Annotated in this window: 15 protein-coding genes; 11 read left to right on the top strand and 4 right to left on the bottom strand. The window is 67.7% G+C overall.

What is annotated here, in order from left to right; all coding sequences use genetic code 11:
* The first annotated feature begins 372 nt into the window (after positions 1-372).
* Together ACZ9BC_RS12085 and ACZ9BC_RS12080 are read left to right on the top strand one after the other, a co-directional pair.
* Positions 373-1,806 carry a glycoside hydrolase family 3 protein gene (locus ACZ9BC_RS12085; protein ID WP_476246487.1) on the top strand — a complete coding sequence of 478 codons (1,434 nt, stop codon included), beginning with the start codon at positions 373-375 and terminating at the stop codon, positions 1,804-1,806.
* Between the two features lie 88 nt (positions 1,807-1,894).
* Positions 1,895-2,713 carry a shikimate 5-dehydrogenase gene (locus ACZ9BC_RS12080; protein ID WP_476246149.1) on the top strand — a complete coding sequence of 273 codons (819 nt, stop codon included), beginning with the start codon at positions 1,895-1,897 and terminating at the stop codon, positions 2,711-2,713.
* Positions 2,714-2,718: 5 nt separating this feature from the next.
* On the opposite strand, the gene ACZ9BC_RS12075 is transcribed toward ACZ9BC_RS12080, so the two are convergent.
* Entirely contained in the window at positions 2,719-3,957 is a 1,239-nt protein-coding gene (locus ACZ9BC_RS12075) for a THUMP-like domain-containing protein (RefSeq protein WP_476246148.1), read from the bottom strand.
* Between the two features lie 53 nt (positions 3,958-4,010).
* On the opposite strand from ACZ9BC_RS12075, the gene ACZ9BC_RS12070 reads away from it, so the two are divergent.
* On the top strand, positions 4,011-4,391 hold the full coding sequence (locus ACZ9BC_RS12070; RefSeq protein WP_476246147.1) for a hypothetical protein: 381 nt from the start codon (positions 4,011-4,013) through the stop codon (positions 4,389-4,391).
* Here the strand turns inward: ACZ9BC_RS12070 and ACZ9BC_RS12065 are convergent.
* Complete coding sequence (locus tag ACZ9BC_RS12065) at positions 4,331-5,248, bottom strand: DMT family transporter (RefSeq protein WP_476246146.1); 918 nt, start codon at positions 5,246-5,248, stop codon at positions 4,331-4,333. The genes ACZ9BC_RS12070 and ACZ9BC_RS12065 overlap by 61 nt on opposite strands.
* A 225-nt stretch (positions 5,249-5,473) precedes the next feature.
* Here ACZ9BC_RS12065 and groES point away from each other — a divergent pair, with 225 nt between their 5' ends.
* Together groES and groL are read left to right on the top strand one after the other, a co-directional pair.
* Positions 5,474-5,767 carry a co-chaperone GroES gene (groES, locus tag ACZ9BC_RS12060; protein ID WP_003805290.1) on the top strand — a complete coding sequence of 98 codons (294 nt, stop codon included), beginning with the start codon at positions 5,474-5,476 and terminating at the stop codon, positions 5,765-5,767.
* A 77-nt stretch (positions 5,768-5,844) separates the two neighbouring features.
* Entirely contained in the window at positions 5,845-7,455 is a 1,611-nt protein-coding gene (gene groL, locus ACZ9BC_RS12055) for a chaperonin GroEL (protein WP_476246145.1), read from the top strand.
* Positions 7,456-7,523: 68 nt separating this feature from the next.
* Here the strand turns inward: groL and ACZ9BC_RS12050 are convergent, their stop codons facing one another.
* Both ACZ9BC_RS12050 and ACZ9BC_RS12045 read right to left on the bottom strand, forming a co-directional pair.
* A complete protein-coding gene (locus ACZ9BC_RS12050) occupies positions 7,524-8,123 on the bottom strand; it encodes a dihydrofolate reductase family protein (protein WP_476246144.1) in 600 nt (199 codons plus the stop codon).
* Positions 8,123-8,734: a dihydrofolate reductase family protein gene (locus ACZ9BC_RS12045; RefSeq protein ID WP_476246143.1), complete on the bottom strand. Its 612-nt coding sequence runs from the start codon at positions 8,732-8,734 to the stop codon at positions 8,123-8,125. Before ACZ9BC_RS12045 ends, ACZ9BC_RS12050 begins: the two co-directional genes overlap by 1 nt.
* A gap of 68 nt (positions 8,735-8,802) precedes the next feature.
* Between ACZ9BC_RS12045 and ACZ9BC_RS12040 the strand changes: the two genes are divergently transcribed.
* From ACZ9BC_RS12040 to guaB, 6 genes are all read left to right on the top strand, one after another.
* Positions 8,803-10,326 carry an ATP-dependent DNA ligase gene (locus ACZ9BC_RS12040; protein ID WP_476246142.1) on the top strand — a complete coding sequence of 508 codons (1,524 nt, stop codon included), beginning with the start codon at positions 8,803-8,805 and terminating at the stop codon, positions 10,324-10,326.
* Positions 10,327-10,411: 85 nt separating this feature from the next.
* Positions 10,412-12,046, top strand: a complete 1,635-nt coding sequence (locus ACZ9BC_RS12035; RefSeq protein ID WP_476246141.1) for a LuxR C-terminal-related transcriptional regulator — start codon at positions 10,412-10,414, stop codon at positions 12,044-12,046.
* A gap of 94 nt (positions 12,047-12,140) precedes the next feature.
* Entirely contained in the window at positions 12,141-12,485 is a 345-nt protein-coding gene (locus ACZ9BC_RS12030) for a hypothetical protein (RefSeq protein WP_476246140.1), read from the top strand.
* Positions 12,482-13,600 (top strand): flavin-containing monooxygenase, encoded by a 1,119-nt coding sequence (locus ACZ9BC_RS12025; protein ID WP_476246139.1) that lies wholly within the window; start codon positions 12,482-12,484, stop codon positions 13,598-13,600. Before ACZ9BC_RS12030 ends, ACZ9BC_RS12025 begins: the two co-directional genes overlap by 4 nt.
* An 86-nt stretch (positions 13,601-13,686) precedes the next feature.
* Positions 13,687-15,759 carry an acyltransferase family protein gene (locus ACZ9BC_RS12020; protein ID WP_476246486.1) on the top strand — a complete coding sequence of 691 codons (2,073 nt, stop codon included), beginning with the start codon at positions 13,687-13,689 and terminating at the stop codon, positions 15,757-15,759.
* A 228-nt stretch (positions 15,760-15,987) separates the two neighbouring features.
* Positions 15,988-17,499, top strand: a complete 1,512-nt coding sequence (gene guaB, locus ACZ9BC_RS12015) for an IMP dehydrogenase (protein ID WP_476246138.1) — start codon at positions 15,988-15,990, stop codon at positions 17,497-17,499.
* The last annotated feature ends 72 nt before the right edge of the window (positions 17,500-17,571 follow it).

The following is a 17,571-nucleotide window of genomic DNA, read 5'->3' as shown; positions in this document are numbered from 1 at the left end:
TCCGGTTTGCCGCTGGCTGACGCCGCTCACGGGCTGCTGCCGGCAGGCGAACGGGTGGTTCAAGTCTAGTGCAGGGGTAGCATCGTATTGATGGTCCCGTTCCAACAACTGCGTGACAGTACCCACAAAACCTTCCCCCTCCTCGCGGCAGTATCCGCCCTGGCACTCGCCGCCTGCACCCCCGCGCCCGCGCCAGGGCCGTCGTCGCCCGCGGCCACCGCGGCACCTTCACCGTCCGCGTCGCCCACCCCAACACCGCGTACGACGCCGTCCCCCACCACTGCGTCCCCCTCACCCGATCCGGGTTCCCGGCCCCTGGGCTGGGGCCCGCTCCAGCGGGACCAGGATGCCGCCGCGGCGGCCGTGGCCGGCATGACACCCGAGGAAAAAGCAGGGCAGGTCCTGCTGCCGTTTTTCACGGGCAAGGACGTGGAGGCCCACGCGGCCACCATGGAGCGGCTGCACCTCGCGGGATCCATCATCATGGGCGATAACGTTCCCCGGGACCCGCACGGGAGGGTGGACGCTGCCGGCATGGCCGCCATCAACCAGCGGCTGGCGCAGGCCACCGTTGCGGACGGCGACCCCTGGCCCGGCATGATCGCGGTGGACCAGGAAGGCGGCAGTGTGGCGCGCCTGGGCACGCCGTTGACGGAGTGGCCCGCCCCGATGAGCTACGGCGCGGCCGGCAATGAGGCCCTCACCCGGGAGGCGGGGCAGGGCCTGGCCGGCGAACTGGTGCCGCTGGGCTTCAATACCGACTTCGCACCGGACACGGACGTCACCATGGGGCCCAAGGACCCCACCATCGGGGCGCGGGCCATGTCCGCGGATCCCGCCGCCGTTGCTGTGCACGGGGTGGCGTTCTCCCAGGGCATGCTCGCCGCAGGAGTCCTCCCGACCGTTAAGCACTTCCCGGGCCACGGTTCGGTGACCGCAGACTCCCATCTCAGCCTGCCGGTGCAGCTGGCCGGCATCGAGGAACTCCGCGGCAGGGACTGGAAACCGTTTCAGGCCGCCATCGCCGCCGGGACACCCATGGTGATGACAGGGCACATTGCCGTTCCTGCGCTGGAACCCGGCGTCCCGGCGTCGCTCTCTGCCCCCACGTATGCCGCTTTGCGCGGCCTGGGGTTCAAGGGCGTGGCGGTGACGGACGCGCTGAACATGGGCGCCGTGGCCAAGCAGTACCCGAGCGGATCTGCTGCCGTCATGGCGCTCCGGGCGGGCGCGGACCTGCTGCTGATGCCCGCCGACGTGGGCCAGGCGCACGCGGCCATCGTTGGAGCGGTCAAGTCCGGGAACCTGTCCCCGGAAAGGCTGGACGAAGCCGCCCTGCGGGTGGCCACCATGATGGTCTGGCAGGGCAGGCGGGGTTCCGCGGCAGGCATCCCTGCAGGCAGCAGCGCAGCCGTGTCCGCCCGGGTCTCGGCCTCCGCCGTCACCGTTGTGTCCGGGCCGTGCGCCGGGCCCCTGGTTCCCGGAGCGGTCCGGGTGGCCGGCGGCGGGCCCGGAGACCGGGAACGGTTCGAGGCGGCCGCCGCCCGCGCTGGTCTCGCCCTTGGTTCAGGGCCGCTGGTGAACCTGATCGGCCACGGCGGGCGACCCGCCGGAGGGGACATCGAGGTGGCCCTGGACGCCCCCTGGACGCTGCAGGGTTCGCCGGCGCCGGTCAGACTGGCGCTGTACGGCCGCACCGACGCTGCCTTCGACGCGCTCGCGGCCGTGCTGGCAGGCAAGGCGACGGCACCCGGAAAGCTGCCCGCCGCCGTCGGAAGCGTCCCCGCCGGAACCGGCTGCCCCTAACCCAACTGGGTAGCGTCAACTGTCGTTTAGGCGGCTCAAAACGGCAGTTGGCGCTACCCAGTTGGGGGAGTGCGGGTTTAATGGTCGGGTGCCCATTCTGAATAAAGACATGACCCTCTGCATCTCGCTCTCGGCCCGTCCCAGCAACAACGGGACCAGGTTCCACAACCACCTGTACGAACAGCTGGAGCTCAACTGGATCTACAAGGCGTTTGCCCCCACCAACCTGGAGCAGGCCATCGCCGGAGTCCGCGGGCTGGGCATCCGCGGGTGCGCCATCTCCATGCCCTACAAGGAAGACGTCATCGCGCTGGTGGATGAGATGGACCCCTCCGCCAAGGCCATCGATTCCGTGAACACCATCGTCAACACCGACGGCCACCTCAAGGCGTACAACACGGACTACACCGCCATCGAACAGCTGCTCGCCACCAACTCGGTGCCTACCGGCTACTCGGTCCTGGTCCAGGGTGCGGGCGGCATGGCCAAGGCCACCGTGGCGGCGCTGCGGGATGCCGGGTTCACCGACGTCACGGTGATCGCGCGGAACGAAGCGACAGGGCGGGCGCTTGCCGGGCAGTACGGGTTCCAGTGGCGTGCAGCGCTCGACGGCGGCACGGCGGACGTGATCATCAACGTCACCCCCGTGGGGATGGCCGGCGGGACGGAAGCGGACGCGCTGTCCTTCCCGGCCGAGGCCATTGACGCCGCGCGGCTCGTTTTCGACGTGGTGGCACTGCCCGCCGAAACCCCGCTGATCCGGGCCGCCCGCGCCGCCGGAAAGCCGGTGATCACCGGTGCGGAGGTGGCCACCATCCAGGCGCTGGAACAGTTCGTCCTGTACACCGGAGTGCGGCCAAGCCCTGAGCAGGTGCGCGCGGCCGAGGAGTTCATGCGGGCGCAGTAACGGCCTTAAACCGCAGTAACGGGTCCCACCACGATGGCCACTCTGTCTTCCCCGATGCGGGTGAGGACCAGGGTGGCGGTTTTGGTGCCACCCTTTTTCGCAGGGTTTTTCCCGCCGGGCAGGAGCTGCTTCCGGAGTTCCTCGGGAGTGACGGCGGTGCCGCGTTTCTTGATGTCCAGCACCGTGATGCCTTCGGCCTTCACCCACGCCTTGAGCGCCTTGACGTTGTACGGCATCACGTCCAGCACCTCGTATGCCCGCGCGAACGGGGTGTCCACAAGGGCGGGGGCGCAGATGTAGGCGATGTGCTCATCCACCAGGTGGCCACCGAGCTCAAGCGCGACGTCGGCCACGAGCCCTGCGCGGATGACCGCGCCGTCGGGTTCGTACAGGTAGCCTTCCACGGGACCCACCGGTGCTTCCGGCCCGGCCCCGAAGTCCTCGCCGCTGGTCAGCTCGGCGGCGCCGCTGGGCCCAAGCACCAGGGCTGCGCGGCGGACTCCGGGCCGCCGCACGGCGTTGAACCACAATGCCACCTCGGTGACGTCGCCGGCCACCGAGACCCACTGTGCCTCGCAGTTGTGCGGGACGGAGTCATGCGGCATGCCGGGCCCCATCTTCACCCCCACGGCCTTGCCGGACGCGGCCAGGGCTTCGACGAAGGACAGCGGAGGCGAAAAGGCTTCAGGATCCCAGATGCGCTTGGTGCCTGACGTGGAGGTGACCCGGCGGGCGGGGTCCAGCCAGACGCCGTCGATGCCGTCCAGCGGAACCGCGGTGGCGTCCGCATGGACCACCGTGGCGTTCGGGAACGGGATGAGGTTCACGGTGGCGCAGGCGGCCGTGGTCTCATCCATTTCGACGGCGGTGACGGTCACGTCAAGGGACGCCAGGGCGAGCGAATCAGCACCCAGCCCGCAGCCCAGGTCCGCCACATGGCTGACCCCCGCGCCGGCGAACCGCTGCGCATGCCGGGCCGCCACGTTCAGGCGGGTGGCCTGTTCCAGGCCTGCCTGTGTGAAGAGCATCTGCCGGGAAAACTCCCCAAATTTTGCTTCGGCCTTGGTGCGGAGCCTGGACTGGGTCAGGACGGCGGAGACCAGGTCTGGGGAGTGGCCGGCCTTCCGGAGGGCCGAATTGAGCTCGAAGGAGGAGTCCTCCTGGTAGGGACCCAGGGACGCCAGCAGCTCCCAGCCTTCCGGGGTGAGCAGCGGTGCGATCTGGTCCTGGGGAGCGTGGGGCATGGGTTCCAGCCTAGTGGAGGAGGGCCCGGCGCTATGCCGATAGTGTTGAAAGCATGGAAGACAGCGCAGGCCCCCAGCAGTCCGGAGAACAGCAACCCACGGACCGGGGCCCCGCCAGGTATGCCCGTCCCGCCCTCATTGGGGCTTCTCTGGTGGCAGTGGTGTGCATCGCGCTGCTGGTGATCATTTTCTTCCTGGATACCTTCAACGCCACCGTCTATTCCGTGGGGGGCAACGACATTCAGGACGACACCCAGGAAGCCAGCGACATCCGCGGGTTGTATGCCGGTGCACGGGCGGGAAGCATCGTGTTCCTGGTGGCGTCCCTGCTCGCTGCCGCCGTTGCGGCCGTGGTGCTCTACCGCGGCAGGAATCAGGGGATGCGGGATTCCGACGGCGGCGAGGACGTGGACTTCGACGACCTGGGACGCTGAGGCCGCTGGCCGGCGCTGGTCAGCAGGACCCCTGATATCACCAGGAGCCCGCCCAACACCTGCGCCGTGGTGATGGGCTGGCCCAGCAGCACGGTGATGATGGCGGTGAAGACGGCAATCAGGTTCAGGTAGTTGCCGGCATTGGCCGCAGAGGTCCGCTTGAGTGCCAGGTTCCACAGCAGGTAGGAGCCCAGCGAGGGGAACAGGGCGATGAACGCCAGGGACCAGCCTTCGGCCGGAGTGGACGGCAGTCCGGCCCCGGTTGCTGCCGCGATGGGTGCCAGGACCACGGCCGCCATTGCCACCTGCACGGCCGTTGCGGTAATGGCGGGGAGGGCAAGCCGCCTGGCGACGATCGTGTAGAAACCCCAGACGGTGATGGCTGCCACAATCAGCAGCTCTCCGGTGTTGATGGAAAAGGTCAGCAGGCGGGCCACGTCGCCGCCTGTCAAAACCATCAGCACGCCGGCCAGGCCCAGCGCGATGCCCAGCCAGCTCGCCGGGCGCGGCCGGTCCTTGAGCAGGACCACGGCCAGCACCATGATCAAGGCGGGGTTGGCCGCCGTCACCAGGGAAGCGTTCAGGGCCGACGTGTGCTGCAGTGCGCTGTACAGCAGCAGGGTGTAGCCGCTCATGCCCAGAGCGCTCAGCAGCAGCAGTACCGGCCAGCGGCGCAGCACGGCGCGCCAGTCCGGCCGGTCAACGGCCTGCGCCAGCAGGAGCAGCGGCACCGCGGCCAGGGCCCAACGCCAGAAGGTCAGCTGCAACGGCTCCATGGTCTGCATCGCGGCTTGGCCCACCACGAAGTTTCCGGCCCAGAACAGGTTCGCAAGGATCAGGTATACAGCGGCTCGCACCGCTTCAATGTACACGCCGCCGTGTACGCGGATGACGAAACGCTGGCACTCGCCTTGACCGAGTGCTAACCCGCACATAGAGTCTTCATTAGCACTCTCCCTAGGAGGGTGCTAACACATGAAGAGCTGCCAGCCAGGCTGCTGCCGGCACCGCGACGACGGTTTGCCAGCCAGGGCGGAAAGCTTTCCAGTCCACGAATTTGCTGACGAAAAGGAGAGGTCCGAGTGTCGGTCTCTATTAAGCCTCTTGAGGATCGTATTGTTGTCCGCCCGCTCGAAGCCGAGCAGACCACGGCTTCCGGCCTGGTCATCCCGGACTCCGCACAGGAGAAGCCGCAGGAAGGCGAAGTTGTTGCAGTTGGCCCCGGCCGCTTTGAGGATGGCAACCGCGTTCCTGTCGACGTAGCCGTCGGCGACGTCGTCATCTACTCCAAGTACGGCGGAACCGAAGTCAAGACCGGCGGCACCGAGTACCTCGTGCTGTCCGCCCGCGACGTCCTGGCGATCGTCGTAAAGTAACTCTCCGGATCCCCGTGCCGCTGGTCATGCTCTCTGCTGGTCAGCTGCGCGGGGTTCTGTCTTGAAAGGACAAAACCATGGCAAAGCAGCTTGCGTTTAACGACGCTGCCCGCCGGTCTCTTGAAGCCGGCATCGACAAGCTCGCCAACACCGTCAAGGTGACGCTCGGCCCCCGCGGCCGCAACGTTGTCCTGGACAAGAAGTGGGGCGCGCCCACCATCACGAACGACGGCGTCACCATCGCCCGCGAAGTCGAGCTGGACGACCCGTACGAAAACCTTGGCGCACAGCTGGCCAAGGAAGTAGCCACCAAGACCAACGATGTTGCCGGCGACGGCACCACCACCGCCACGGTCCTGGCCCAGGCGCTGGTCAAGGAAGGCCTGCGCAACGTAGCTGCCGGCGCTGCTCCCGGCCAGATCAAGCGCGGCATCGAGGTTTCCGTCGAAGCCGTCGCTGCACGCCTGCTGGAGAATGCCCGTCCCGTTGAAGGCACCCAGGTTGCCAACGTTGCGGCCATCTCGGCGCAGAGCGATGAGATCGGCGAGCTCCTGGCCGAGGCCTTCGGTAAGGTGGGCAAGGATGGTGTGATCACCATCGAGGAATCCTCCACCACGCAGACCGAACTGGTCCTCACCGAGGGCATGCAGTTCGACAAGGGCTACCTGTCCCCGTACTTCGTCACCGACGCGGAACGCCAGGAAGCAGTCCTCGAGGACGCCCTCATCCTGATCAACCAGGGCAAGATCTCCTCGATCCAGGAATTCCTGCCGCTGCTGGAGAAGGCGCTGCAGAGCTCCAAGCCGCTGTTCATCATCGCCGAGGACGTCGACGGCGAGGCCCTGTCCACGCTGATCGTCAACCGCATCCGCGGCACCCTCAACGTGGTGGCCGTCAAGGCTCCGGGCTTCGGCGACCGCCGCAAGGCCATGCTGCAGGACATCGCCACCCTCACCGGTGCGCAGGTTGTTTCCCCGGAACTGGGCCTGAGCCTGGACTCCGTTGGCCTTGAGGTGCTGGGTACCGCCCGCCGCATCACGGTCACCAAGGACAACACCACCATCGTGGACGGCGCCGGCGCTGCCGAGGACGTTGCTGCACGCGTTGCCCAGCTCCGTGCCGAGCTGACCCGCACCGACTCCGACTGGGACCGCGAAAAGCTCCAGGAGCGCCTGGCCAAGCTGGCCGGCGGCATCGGTGTCATCAAGGTTGGCGCAGCCACCGAGGTTGAGCTGAAGGAAAAGAAGCACCGCATCGAAGATGCTGTTTCCTCCACCCGCGCCGCCCTCGAAGAGGGCATCGTGGCCGGTGGCGGTTCCGCCCTGATCCACGCGCTGAAGGCCCTCGACGAGGACCCGGCCGTCAAGGCACTCGAAGGCGACGCCGCCGCTGCAGTGGGCATCGTCCGCCGCGCGCTGGTCCAGCCGCTGCGCTGGATCGCCCAGAACGCAGGCTTCGACGGCTACGTCATCACCGCCAAGGTTGCCGAACTCGAAACCAACAACGGCTTCAACGCCAAGTCGGGCGAGTACGAGGACCTGATCGCTGCCGGCGTCATCGACCCCGTCAAGGTCACCCGTGCAGCCCTCCGCAACGCAGCCTCCATCGCTGCCCTGGTTCTCACCACCGAGACCCTGGTTGTGGAAAAGCCCGCTGAGGAAGACGAGCACGCAGGCCACAGCCACTGAGCTGCAGCCTCTGTGTAACCCGCACAAAGACCGGTCCAGCATCTGCTGGGCCGGTTTTTGTGTCTCCTTTACTTCTTGACTGCGTAGCGCACGTGCGTGGCGAACGCCGAGCTGACGGTCTTGATGATGCCGAGGTTGATGTCGTGGCTGAAGCCGTCGAACAGGCGCTTGCCGGCGCCGAGGATCACCGGTGCCGTCGAGAGCACCAGTTCGTCCACCCTTCCGGCGGCAAGCGCCTGCCGGATCACGTCCGCGCCGCCGCCGATCGATACGTCTTTGTCCCCTGCCGCCTCAATCGCCCGCGCCAGGGCTTCATCCAGCCCTGACACGAAAGTGAACCCGGACGCCGCCGCCGGCTGGTCCTGTACCCGGTGGGTGAGCACGAACAGCGGGCCGCCGAACGGGTTGGTTCCTCCCCATGCCCCTGCGGCGTCATACATGCCCCGGCCGACGATGCCGGCACCCAAGCCCGCTTCCAGCTCGTCATAGAAATCCTTATCGTTGCCCTGCATCGCGAAGTCATGTCCGCCGTCGTAGGTCCAGGGGCCGCCCATCACCCAGTAGTGCAGGCGCTCTCCGCCCTTGCCCAGGCCGTACCTGGGACCGTCGTCGGGGCCGGTGATGTAACCGTCAACCGACGTGCTGATGGCTGCGATGACCTTGGCCATTACGCGCCCTGAGTGGCCGGCATGTCCTGCGTCCTGACGTCGCCCGCGCGCTCGTAGACCAGCGACACCGATCCCTTGGGGAAGGTGCGCGCCGGCTCGGCGAGGCGGAAGGAGGCGGGGATGGTCCCGCCGTCGAAGAGGCGTTTGCCCTGCCCCAGGGTGAGCGGATAGAGCCAAAGGTGAAGGCGGTCGACCACATTTTCTTTGAGCAGTGCACGGATGAGGACGCCGCTGCCGAACATGTGCACCTCGCCGTACTCCTCACGAAGCCGGCCGGCGGCCGCGGCGTCGGGCAGCACAGTGGTGCCCGCCCACCCCGGAGCGGTCAGGCTGCTGGAAACGACGAACTTGGGGACCCGGTTGAACGTGGTGCCGACAGTGTCGGACTGCTGTGGCCAGTACGACGCGAAAATGTCGTAGGTTTTCCGGCCCAGAAGCAGGGCGTCGATGCGGCCGATCTCCGCTCCGATGGCTGCGTCGGCCTCGTCATCGGACACCGGGGCCTGCCAGCCGCCGAAGCCAAAACCTCCCTCGGTGTCCTCTTCACTGCCACCGGGCGCCTGGTAGACGCCGTCGAGCGTGATGAACAGGTTCGCGACGATGATTCCCATGCGTCCAGTCTGGAACTGCCTTCCGGAGCTGTCCATAGTGGACGGGATGGGCATGGCAAACTGGTGCCATGCTGCTCGACGAGCTCGTGACAACCACGGACGCCGTCGCGTCCACCCGCTCCCGGCTCGCGAAGGTGGACCTCCTGGCCGGCCTCCTACGCCGGCTCGAGCCCGCTGAAATCCCGGCTGCCGTTGGCATGCTCATTGCCAGGCCGCGGCAGGGCCGGGTAGGGATTGGCTGGCACGGCCTGACCGCGGCTATGGGGGAACCGGCTGCCGAACCGGGCCTGACCGTCGCCGACGTGGATGCTGCGCTGGACCGGCTGCTCGCCGCCGCAGGCGCAGGATCTGCGGCGGAGCGCGCCGCGACCCTCCGCGAGCTGACCGCGGCAGCCACCGAACGCGAGCAACCATTCATCGCCGGAGTGCTGCTCGGTGAACTGCGCACCGGTGCACTTGAGGGTGTGCTGACGGATGCCATTGCCCGCGCCGCCGACCGGCCGGTGGACTCCGTACGCCGCGCGGCAATGCTCTCCGGCGACCTGGGCGCGACCGCCCTCCTGGCGCTCACGGGCACGGCGGCCGAGCTCGAGGAGGTAGGCCTCGTCGTCGGACGTCCCGTACAGCCCATGCTCGCCGCCACTGCGGCCAGCGCCAGTGCGGCGCTGGAGGTCACCGGGGAAGCCTCCGTGGAATACAAGCTCGACGGCGCACGCATCCAGGTGCACCGCACCGGCGGTGAGGTGCGCATCTTCACCCGCACCCTGGCCGACGTGACCCACCGGCTGCCTGAGGTGGTGGACGTGGTGCGCGGGCTGCCGGTGAGCGATGTCATCCTCGACGGCGAGACCCTCGCTCTCGACGAGGACGGCGGGCCCCGGCCCTTCCAGGAGACGATGTCCCGGTTTGGGGCGGATGCGGTGCGCACCACGTTGCTGCATCCGTGGTTCTTCGACGTGCTGCACATCGACGGGCGGGACCTGCTGGAGGAACCGCTGTCCGAGCGCATCGGAGTGCTGGAGCGCATTGCCCCCGGGCACCGGATCCCGGGGGAGGTCACCGCGGATCCCGCCGTTGCGGAGAGGGTGGCACGCGATGCGTTCGCCGCGGGCCACGAGGGCGTGATGGTGAAGGCGGTGGGATCGGCCTACGCAGCCGGGCGGCGCGGTTCCAACTGGATCAAGGTGAAGCCGGTGCTCACCTACGATCTGGTGGTGCTCGCCTGTGAGTGGGGTTCGGGACGCCGCACGGGGCTGCTGTCGAACCTGCACCTCGGCGCCCTCGACCCCGCTGGCGAATTCGGCGAACCCGGCGGCTACGTCATGGTGGGCAAGACGTTCAAGGGGCTTACGGACGAGCTGCTGCGCTGGCAGACGGAGAGGTTCCAGGAGATCGAGGTGCGGCGCACATCTAACACCGTATGGGTGGAGCCTGTCAGCGTGGTGGAGATCGCGATCGACGGCGTGCAGCGTTCCACGCGCTATCCGGGCGGCATCGCCCTCCGGTTCGCGCGTGTCAAACGTTACCGCGATGACAAGACGGCGGCGGAGGCGGACACCATTCAGACGCTGCGCGGGCTGCTGCGGTCGTAGCACCTGGGGGCCGCTTGTGCCGGTTCCCCTGCGGGGCGTACCGTGGCGCTTAACCGGCTGGGGGCGGTATCCGGAAGGAGGCCAGGTGTCAGCGGAAACGGGCATTGACAGGGGCCGGTCAGCGTTCCAGGAGCACCGCTGGACCGAGGCCTTCCAAAACTTCCGTGACGCCGACCAGCAGGGCGGCCTGCCGGCGGCGGACCTTGAACGGCTGGCAACGGCGGAGATCCTGACAGGCAACACAGGCACCGGCCTGGACACCCTCACCCGTGCCCACGAGGAATACCTGATGGTTGGCGATGTGGTGGGTGCTGCACGGTGCGCCGCCTGGATGGTGCTGCACCTGGCGAATGCCGGAGAGGCCGCGCGTGCCGGGGGATGGCTGGCCCGTGGCCAGAAACTGGTGAACGAACTCCCCGAACCCGACGCGGTACAAGGCTTTATGCTCGTGCCTGTTGCACTGGGCAAATTGTACGGCGGAGATCCCCAGGCCGCCCTCGAGCTGTTCTCCCAGGCCGCGGACTTCGGCCGGCAATTCCGGAACAAGGACCTGTCAGCGCTCGCTTTGCTGGGAACAGGCCAGGCGACACTGGCACTGGGCCGTGCCGAGGAAGGCCTTGGGATGTTCGACGAGGTCATGGTGGCCGTGACTGCGGGCGAACTGTCCGCGGTGCCGTCGGGCATTATCTACTGCGCAGTCATCGGCAACTGCCAGATCGCCTTCGACCTTGAGCGGGCCCTTGAATGGACCGCCGAGCTGGACCGCTGGTGCCGTGCCCGCCCGGACACCGTAGCCTTCAGTGGCCAATGCCAGGCACACCGCGCTGAGCTCTTCCGGCTGCATGGGGCGTGGACCGAAGCTTTGCAGGCCGCCGCCGTCGCCCAGGAGCGCTCCACCAGGGGGGATCCGTGGGCGCTCTATGGCGGCTATTACCAGCAGGCTGAAGTGCAGAGGCTGAGCGGCCACCTGGATGCCGCCGAGGCTTCCTACAGCCATGCTGCCCGCAGCGGCTATGAACCCCAGCCGGGCCTGGCACTCCTGCAGTTGGCGCGCGGGGACGCACAGCAGGCGCAGTCGATGATCCGGCGGGCGGCCGGGGTGGCTGACGCCGCCACCCGCCGGCACCTGTTGCCGGCGCTCGTGCAGATCGAACTGGCAGTGCCTGACGTGCCCGCGGCCCGCCAGGGTGCCGAGGAGCTGATCACCTTTGCCCGGGAATGCCCCAGGCGCATGATCCGCGCTGTAGCAAAGCAGGCCGACGGCGCCGTCCGGCTTGAGGAGGGGGACTTAACAGGGGCATCGCAGACGCTGCGCCAGGCATGGCACCTGTGGGTTGGACTCGGTGTCCCCTTTGAGGCTGCCTGCTGCCGGGTCCTCATCGGGCGGGCCTGCCGGGAGCTCGGCGACGAGGCGTCTGCCCTGATGGAATTCGAGGCGGCGCACATGGAGTTGCTGGACTTGGGAGCGGCTCCGGCCGCTGCCTGGGCGGCCACGCTCATGCGGAAGGACGACGGCGGGACTCCGGGGCCGCTGACGCCCAGGGAGGCGGAGGTGCTTCGGCACGTGGCGTCCGGCCAGGGGAACCGGGCCATCGCGGCAGACCTCTTCCTCAGCGAGAAGACCGTGGCCAGGCACATCAGCAACATCTTCCTGAAGCTTGGCCTCTCCTCAAGGGCGGCGGCCACCAGGTACGCCTTTGAGCACGGACTCGCGGGCTGACGGGTTCTGCACATTTTTACCCATCCGGACCAGGCCGGACACTTGCGTAATCCGGCCGACGCGGACTCTAAGGCCCCGGCCATAGCCTCAAAACATGAACCTTCCAGTCCTTGCCGGCACCCTCTCCACGGTGCTGTTCGCCTTGGGAATGCTGCCCATGCTGGTGAAGGCCGCCCGTACCCGGGACCTCGCCTCCTACAGCCTCGGCAACCTGGTCCTGAGCAACGTTGCCAATGCCGTGCATTCCATCTACGTCTTCAACCTTCCGGCCGGTCCCATCTGGGTCCTCCACCTGGCCTACATCGTGGCATCCGCGCTGATGCTCGCCTGGTGGCTGCGGTACCGGGAGGCCGGGCATGAAGGATCAGGCGCGGAGGCCGGACAGCCTGACGGTTCAGCTGCAGATATTCCCGCAATCCACCAAGGAGCACAGTCATGAACACCAACCAGACAGGAATGCTGGACACCATGATCATCGGCGGCGGCCAGGCAGGCCTCGCCATGGGCCACTATCTCAAGGAACAGAACCGGACATTCCTCATCCTGGACGCGAATCCGCGCACCGGAGACGCCTGGCGGCAGCGGTGGGATTCACTCCGGGTGTTCACCCCCGCCAAGTACGACGGCCTGCCGGGGGTCCCCTTCCCGGCGGATCCGTTGTCCTTCCCCACAAAGGACGAGGTGGCAGGGTACCTGGAAGGCTATGCGGAACGGTTCGCGCTGCCTGTCATCCGGGGCGTCCGCGTCGAGCGGCTGTGGCGGGAGGCGGACCGTTTCGTCGCCGCCTCCAACAGCCAACGCTGGGAGGCCCACAACGTGGTCGTAGCCACCGGCTGCAGCCAGGCGCCGAAGGTCCCGGGCTTTGCCGCTGACCTGGACGCTTCCGTCGTGCAGCTGCACTCGAGCCAGTACCGGAATGCCGGGCAGCTGCAGGCCGGCCCGGTGCTGGTGGTGGGACTCGGGAACTCCGGGGCAGAAATCGCCCTCGAGGTAAGCCGCACCCATCCCACAAGTGTGGCCGGCAATCCCGGGGGAGAGCTCCCGGTGAAGCACGGCCCGACGGCGGCACGCTACTTCCTGCCGATCGTGCGGTTCCTGGGGCTCCACGTCCTGACCCTCAGCACACCCCTCGGCCGCAAGGCTGCGCCCGCCTTCAAGGCGCACGCCACGCCGCTGATCAGGACCAAGTCCAAGGACCTGGCCGCGGCCGGCGTCCAGTTCGTGCCGCGGGTGGCCGGAATGCAGGACGGGATGCCCGTCCTGGCGGACGGGACACGCATGGAAGTGTCCAACGTGGTGTGGTGCACGGGTTACCGGGATGACTTCAGCTGGATCGATCCGGGAATGCTCGACGGCGGCGCGCTGCCCCCTCAGCACCGCGGCGTCGCCCTGCGGACGCCGGGCCTGTTCTTCCTGGGACAGGAATTCCAGTACGCGGCGGCGTCAGCCACCCTCCCCGGCACAGCCCGTGACGCGCGCCACCTGGCCCGCCGGATTCCGCGGCCCCCGGTGGCAGCCCGCGAAAGTGCCCACGCAGGAGAAAAGGAAGCGTGACGGGTCTCTCATGATTGGCTATCCGGCGTCGCAGGCCCGTAGGCTTGATGTTTTTGCCAGCCGGTTTTGAGGGGTCATTTGTGTTGATTGCGCGAACAGAGGCTGCACCGGGCCGTCCGGCGGACACTGCCGGCTCCCGCCGGAAACCCACGTTCCGTCCCGAAGTCCAGGGCCTCCGCGCACTCGCAGTACTGATGGTGGTGGCCTACCACGTGTGGCTCGGACGGGTGTCCGGCGGCGTGGACGTCTTCCTCCTGATCTCGGCCTTCCTGCTCACCCTGTCCTTCGTCCGGAAGGTCGAAGCCGGCACCCCGCTCAACCTCCTGCGGCACTGGCTGCACCTGTTCAAGCGGCTGCTGCCGGCCGCCGTCGTTGTCATCCTCGGCGTCCTGGCCGGGACGTGGCTCATCATTCCGCAAAGCCGCTGGCCGCAGGTGCTGGACCAGGCGTGGGCCTCGCTGCTGTACAGCCAGAACTGGCTGCTCGCCAACACGGCTGTGGACTACTACGCGCAGGACCATGCCGGCGCCAGCCCGCTGCAGCACTTCTGGTCCCTGTCCATCCAGGGCCAGGTCTTCATCCTGTGGCCGCTGGTCTTCGCCGGCGCCGCCGTCCTGCTGGCGCTGCTGCGCCGCATGCCTGCCTTCAGCGGACTGACCTACCGGGGATTGCTGGCGCTCGCGTTCGGCGCGGTCTTCGCGGTCTCGCTGGCATACTCCGTTGAGCAGACCGCCACCAACCAGGCATACGCCTACTTCGATACCCGGGCCAGGCTCTGGGAATTCGCCCTGGGATCCCTGCTCGCCCTTGCACTGCCGTACCTCAAACCCGGCCGGGCCCTGCGCGTGGTCCTGGGCTGGGCGGGCCTGGCGGCCATGGTCTCCTGCGGCCTGCTGCTGACGGTGGACCGGTCCTTCCCCGGCTTCGTGGCGCTGTGGCCAACTCTGGCGGCGGCCGCCATTATCGTGGCGGGACAGACCGGCAGCCGGTTTGGCGTGGACCGCTTCCTGGGCAGCAAGCCGGCCGTGGCCCTGGGCGACAACTCCTATGCGCTGTACCTCTGGCACTGGCCGGTCCTGGTGCTGGCGCTCGCCGCCACCGGCGTCGAGGCGCCCAACCTTGTCCAGGGCCTGGCCATCGTCGGGGCCTCCATCGTGCTTGCCGTCCTCACCACGCGTTTTGTGGAAAAGCCGCTGCGCGACTGGCACTGGCCCAAACTGCGGGCGTGGCGCACCGCCGTCGTCATTGTTGCCTGCGGTGCCGTCCTTGCCGGACCCGTGGCCGTATGGCAGACGACGCTCACTGCAGAGGAAGCGGCGACGGCGGCACAGCCGCGCGAGCTCACGCCCGGGGCCGCGGCACTCAGCCCGGAGAACGCCGCCATGCCTGCGCCTGGGGCGAAGATCATTCCGGGCCCGTCCGCGCTGGATAACGACTGGGCCGGCATCCACGCCCCCTGCGCCGGCGCGAACGCCACCGCCGACCCCATCCTGGAAGGGTGCCGGCAGGCAGTCCCTGATGAAGGCGCTACCAAGCGGATCGTCGTGCTCGGTGATTCCCATTCCCAGCAGTACCTGGGCGCGCTGGCACCCATCGCGGAAGCCCGGGGCTGGGAATTGGTCACCCTGCTGATGCCGGCCTGCCGGTTCGGGGCCGAGTCGGAAACCAGGAACGCCGAATGCAACGCCTACAACCGCGCCAGCGCCGCGTACGTGCTGGAACACCGGCCTGACGCGGTGTTCACCGTTGCCTCGCTGACCCATGAAGAGGCACCGTTCGAAACCGAAGTTCCCGGCTACCTGGACGGCGTCCGCCCGTTCACCGAGGCAGGCATCGAGGTGGTGGGCATCCGGGACAATCCGCGCTTCACGTTCAACATGCCCGAGTGCGTCCAGCGGAACGGTGCCGACGCGCCCGAATGCAACCCTGCCCTGAGCGAGTCGCTCGTGGAGCCTTCGCCCCTGGAAAGCTACCGGGGCAAGCTCGACGGCCTGCACCTGATGGACCTGAGCGACTTCATCTGCGCCCGCGGAGTCTGCCCGGCCGTGGTGGGGAACGTCTACGTCTATAAGGACGACAACCACCTGACCCGGACCTACGTGGAGAGCATGATCCCCATGTTCGAGCAGCGCCTGCTGGCCGCCACGGGCTGGAGCTGAGCCGCCGCTGGCCGGGCCTACACAGCCCGGGGCCGTGCGGTTGCTCACATTGCAGCCGTGGAATAGGGGGATCGGCGCGGAGGTTCTAATATTTACTCAACACTTTCTGCCCCGGAACGCCGTTCATCGCGGTGTCCCCATCTTCTGCACAGGCCAGTTCCGTAATGACGGGCTGGTCATCGGCTGCAACCCCTGCCCGCCCCAGCAACCAAGGTAAGAGGCGCACTCATGACCGAGCCCGAACACAACCCCTTTGGCTTCATCGGCCTGACCTACGATGACGTCCTGCTCCTGCCGGGCCACACGGACGTCATCCCGTCCGAGGCCGACACCTCCTCGCGGATTTCAAAGCGGATCACCGTACAGACCCCGCTGCTGTCCGCCGCCATGGACACCGTGACCGAGTCACGGATGGCCATCGCCATGGCACGCCAGGGCGGCCTGGGCGTGGTGCACCGCAACCTGTCCATCGCCGACCAGGCGGACCAGGTGGACCGCGTCAAGCGCAGTGAGTCGGGCATGATCACCAACCCGCTGACCATCCGCCCCGAAGCAACGCTGCTGGAGCTGGACAACCTGTGTGCCCAGTACCGGGTGTCCGGCCTGCCGGTGGTTGACGAGGGAAACCGCCTCCTCGGCATCGTCACCAACCGCGACACCCGCTTTGTCCCGGAGTCGGATTTCCCGCTGCGGCTGGTCAGCGACGTGATGACCAAGATGCCGCTGGTCACCGGGCACGTGGGCATCAGCCGCGAGGAAGCCTCGCACAAGCTGGCCACCAACAAGATCGAGAAGCTTCCCCTCGTTGATGAGCAGGGCCGGCTCAAGGGCCTGATCACCACGAAGGACTTCACCAAGGCCGAGCAGTATCCGCTGGCCACCAAGGACGACGAGGGCCGGCTCCGCGTGGGCGCCGCCATCGGCTTCTTCGGGGACGGCTGGGAGCGCGCCATGGCACTTGTTGATGCCGGCGTCGACGCCTTGTTCGTTGACACCGCGAACGGCCACTCCCAGGGCGTGCTGGACATGATCCGCCGCCTCAAGTCCGATCCCGTTGCGGCCCACGTGGACATCATCGGTGGCCAGGCAGCCACCCGTGAAGGCGCCCAGGCCCTGATCGACGCAGGCGCTGACGGCATCAAGGTGGGCGTGGGGCCGGGCTCCATCTGCACCACCCGCGTGGTGGCCGGTGTGGGCGTCCCACAGATCACCGCCATCTACGAATCCGCCAAGGCAGCCATCCCTGCCGGTGTTCCCCTGATCGCCGACGGCGGCCTGCAGTACTCCGGCGACATCGGCAAGGCGCTGGTTGCCGGAGCCGACACCGTGATGCTTGGTTCCCTCCTGGCAGGCTGCGACGAGTCGCCGGGCGAACTGATCTTCGTCAACGGCAAGCAGTTCAAGTCCTACCGCGGCATGGGGTCCCTCGGTGCCATGCAATCCCGCGGCAAGAACACGTCCTACTCCAAGGACCGCTACTTCCAGGCGGACGTGTCCGGTGACGACAAACTGATCCCTGAAGGCATTGAAGGCCGCGTGGCCTACCGCGGTCCGCTCGCCTCCGTCGCCTACCAGCTGGTGGGCGGCCTCCGCCAGACCATGTTCTACACCGGCGCTCCCACCATCAGCGAGCTGAAGGCCCGGGGCAAGTTCGTCCGGATCACCCCGGCCGGGCTCAAGGAATCGCACCCGCACGACATCCAGATGACGGTCGAGGCGCCGAACTACGGTTCGCGCTAGGACCACGTGCACTGAAGCCGGGATGGGCATTTCTGCCCATCCCGGTTTTTTCTGCCCTAAAGTACATTCGGT

It is taken from the genome of Pseudarthrobacter sp. TE3704, assembly GCF_056279405.1.
This window is presented reverse-complemented; position numbering and strand designations above follow the sequence as displayed.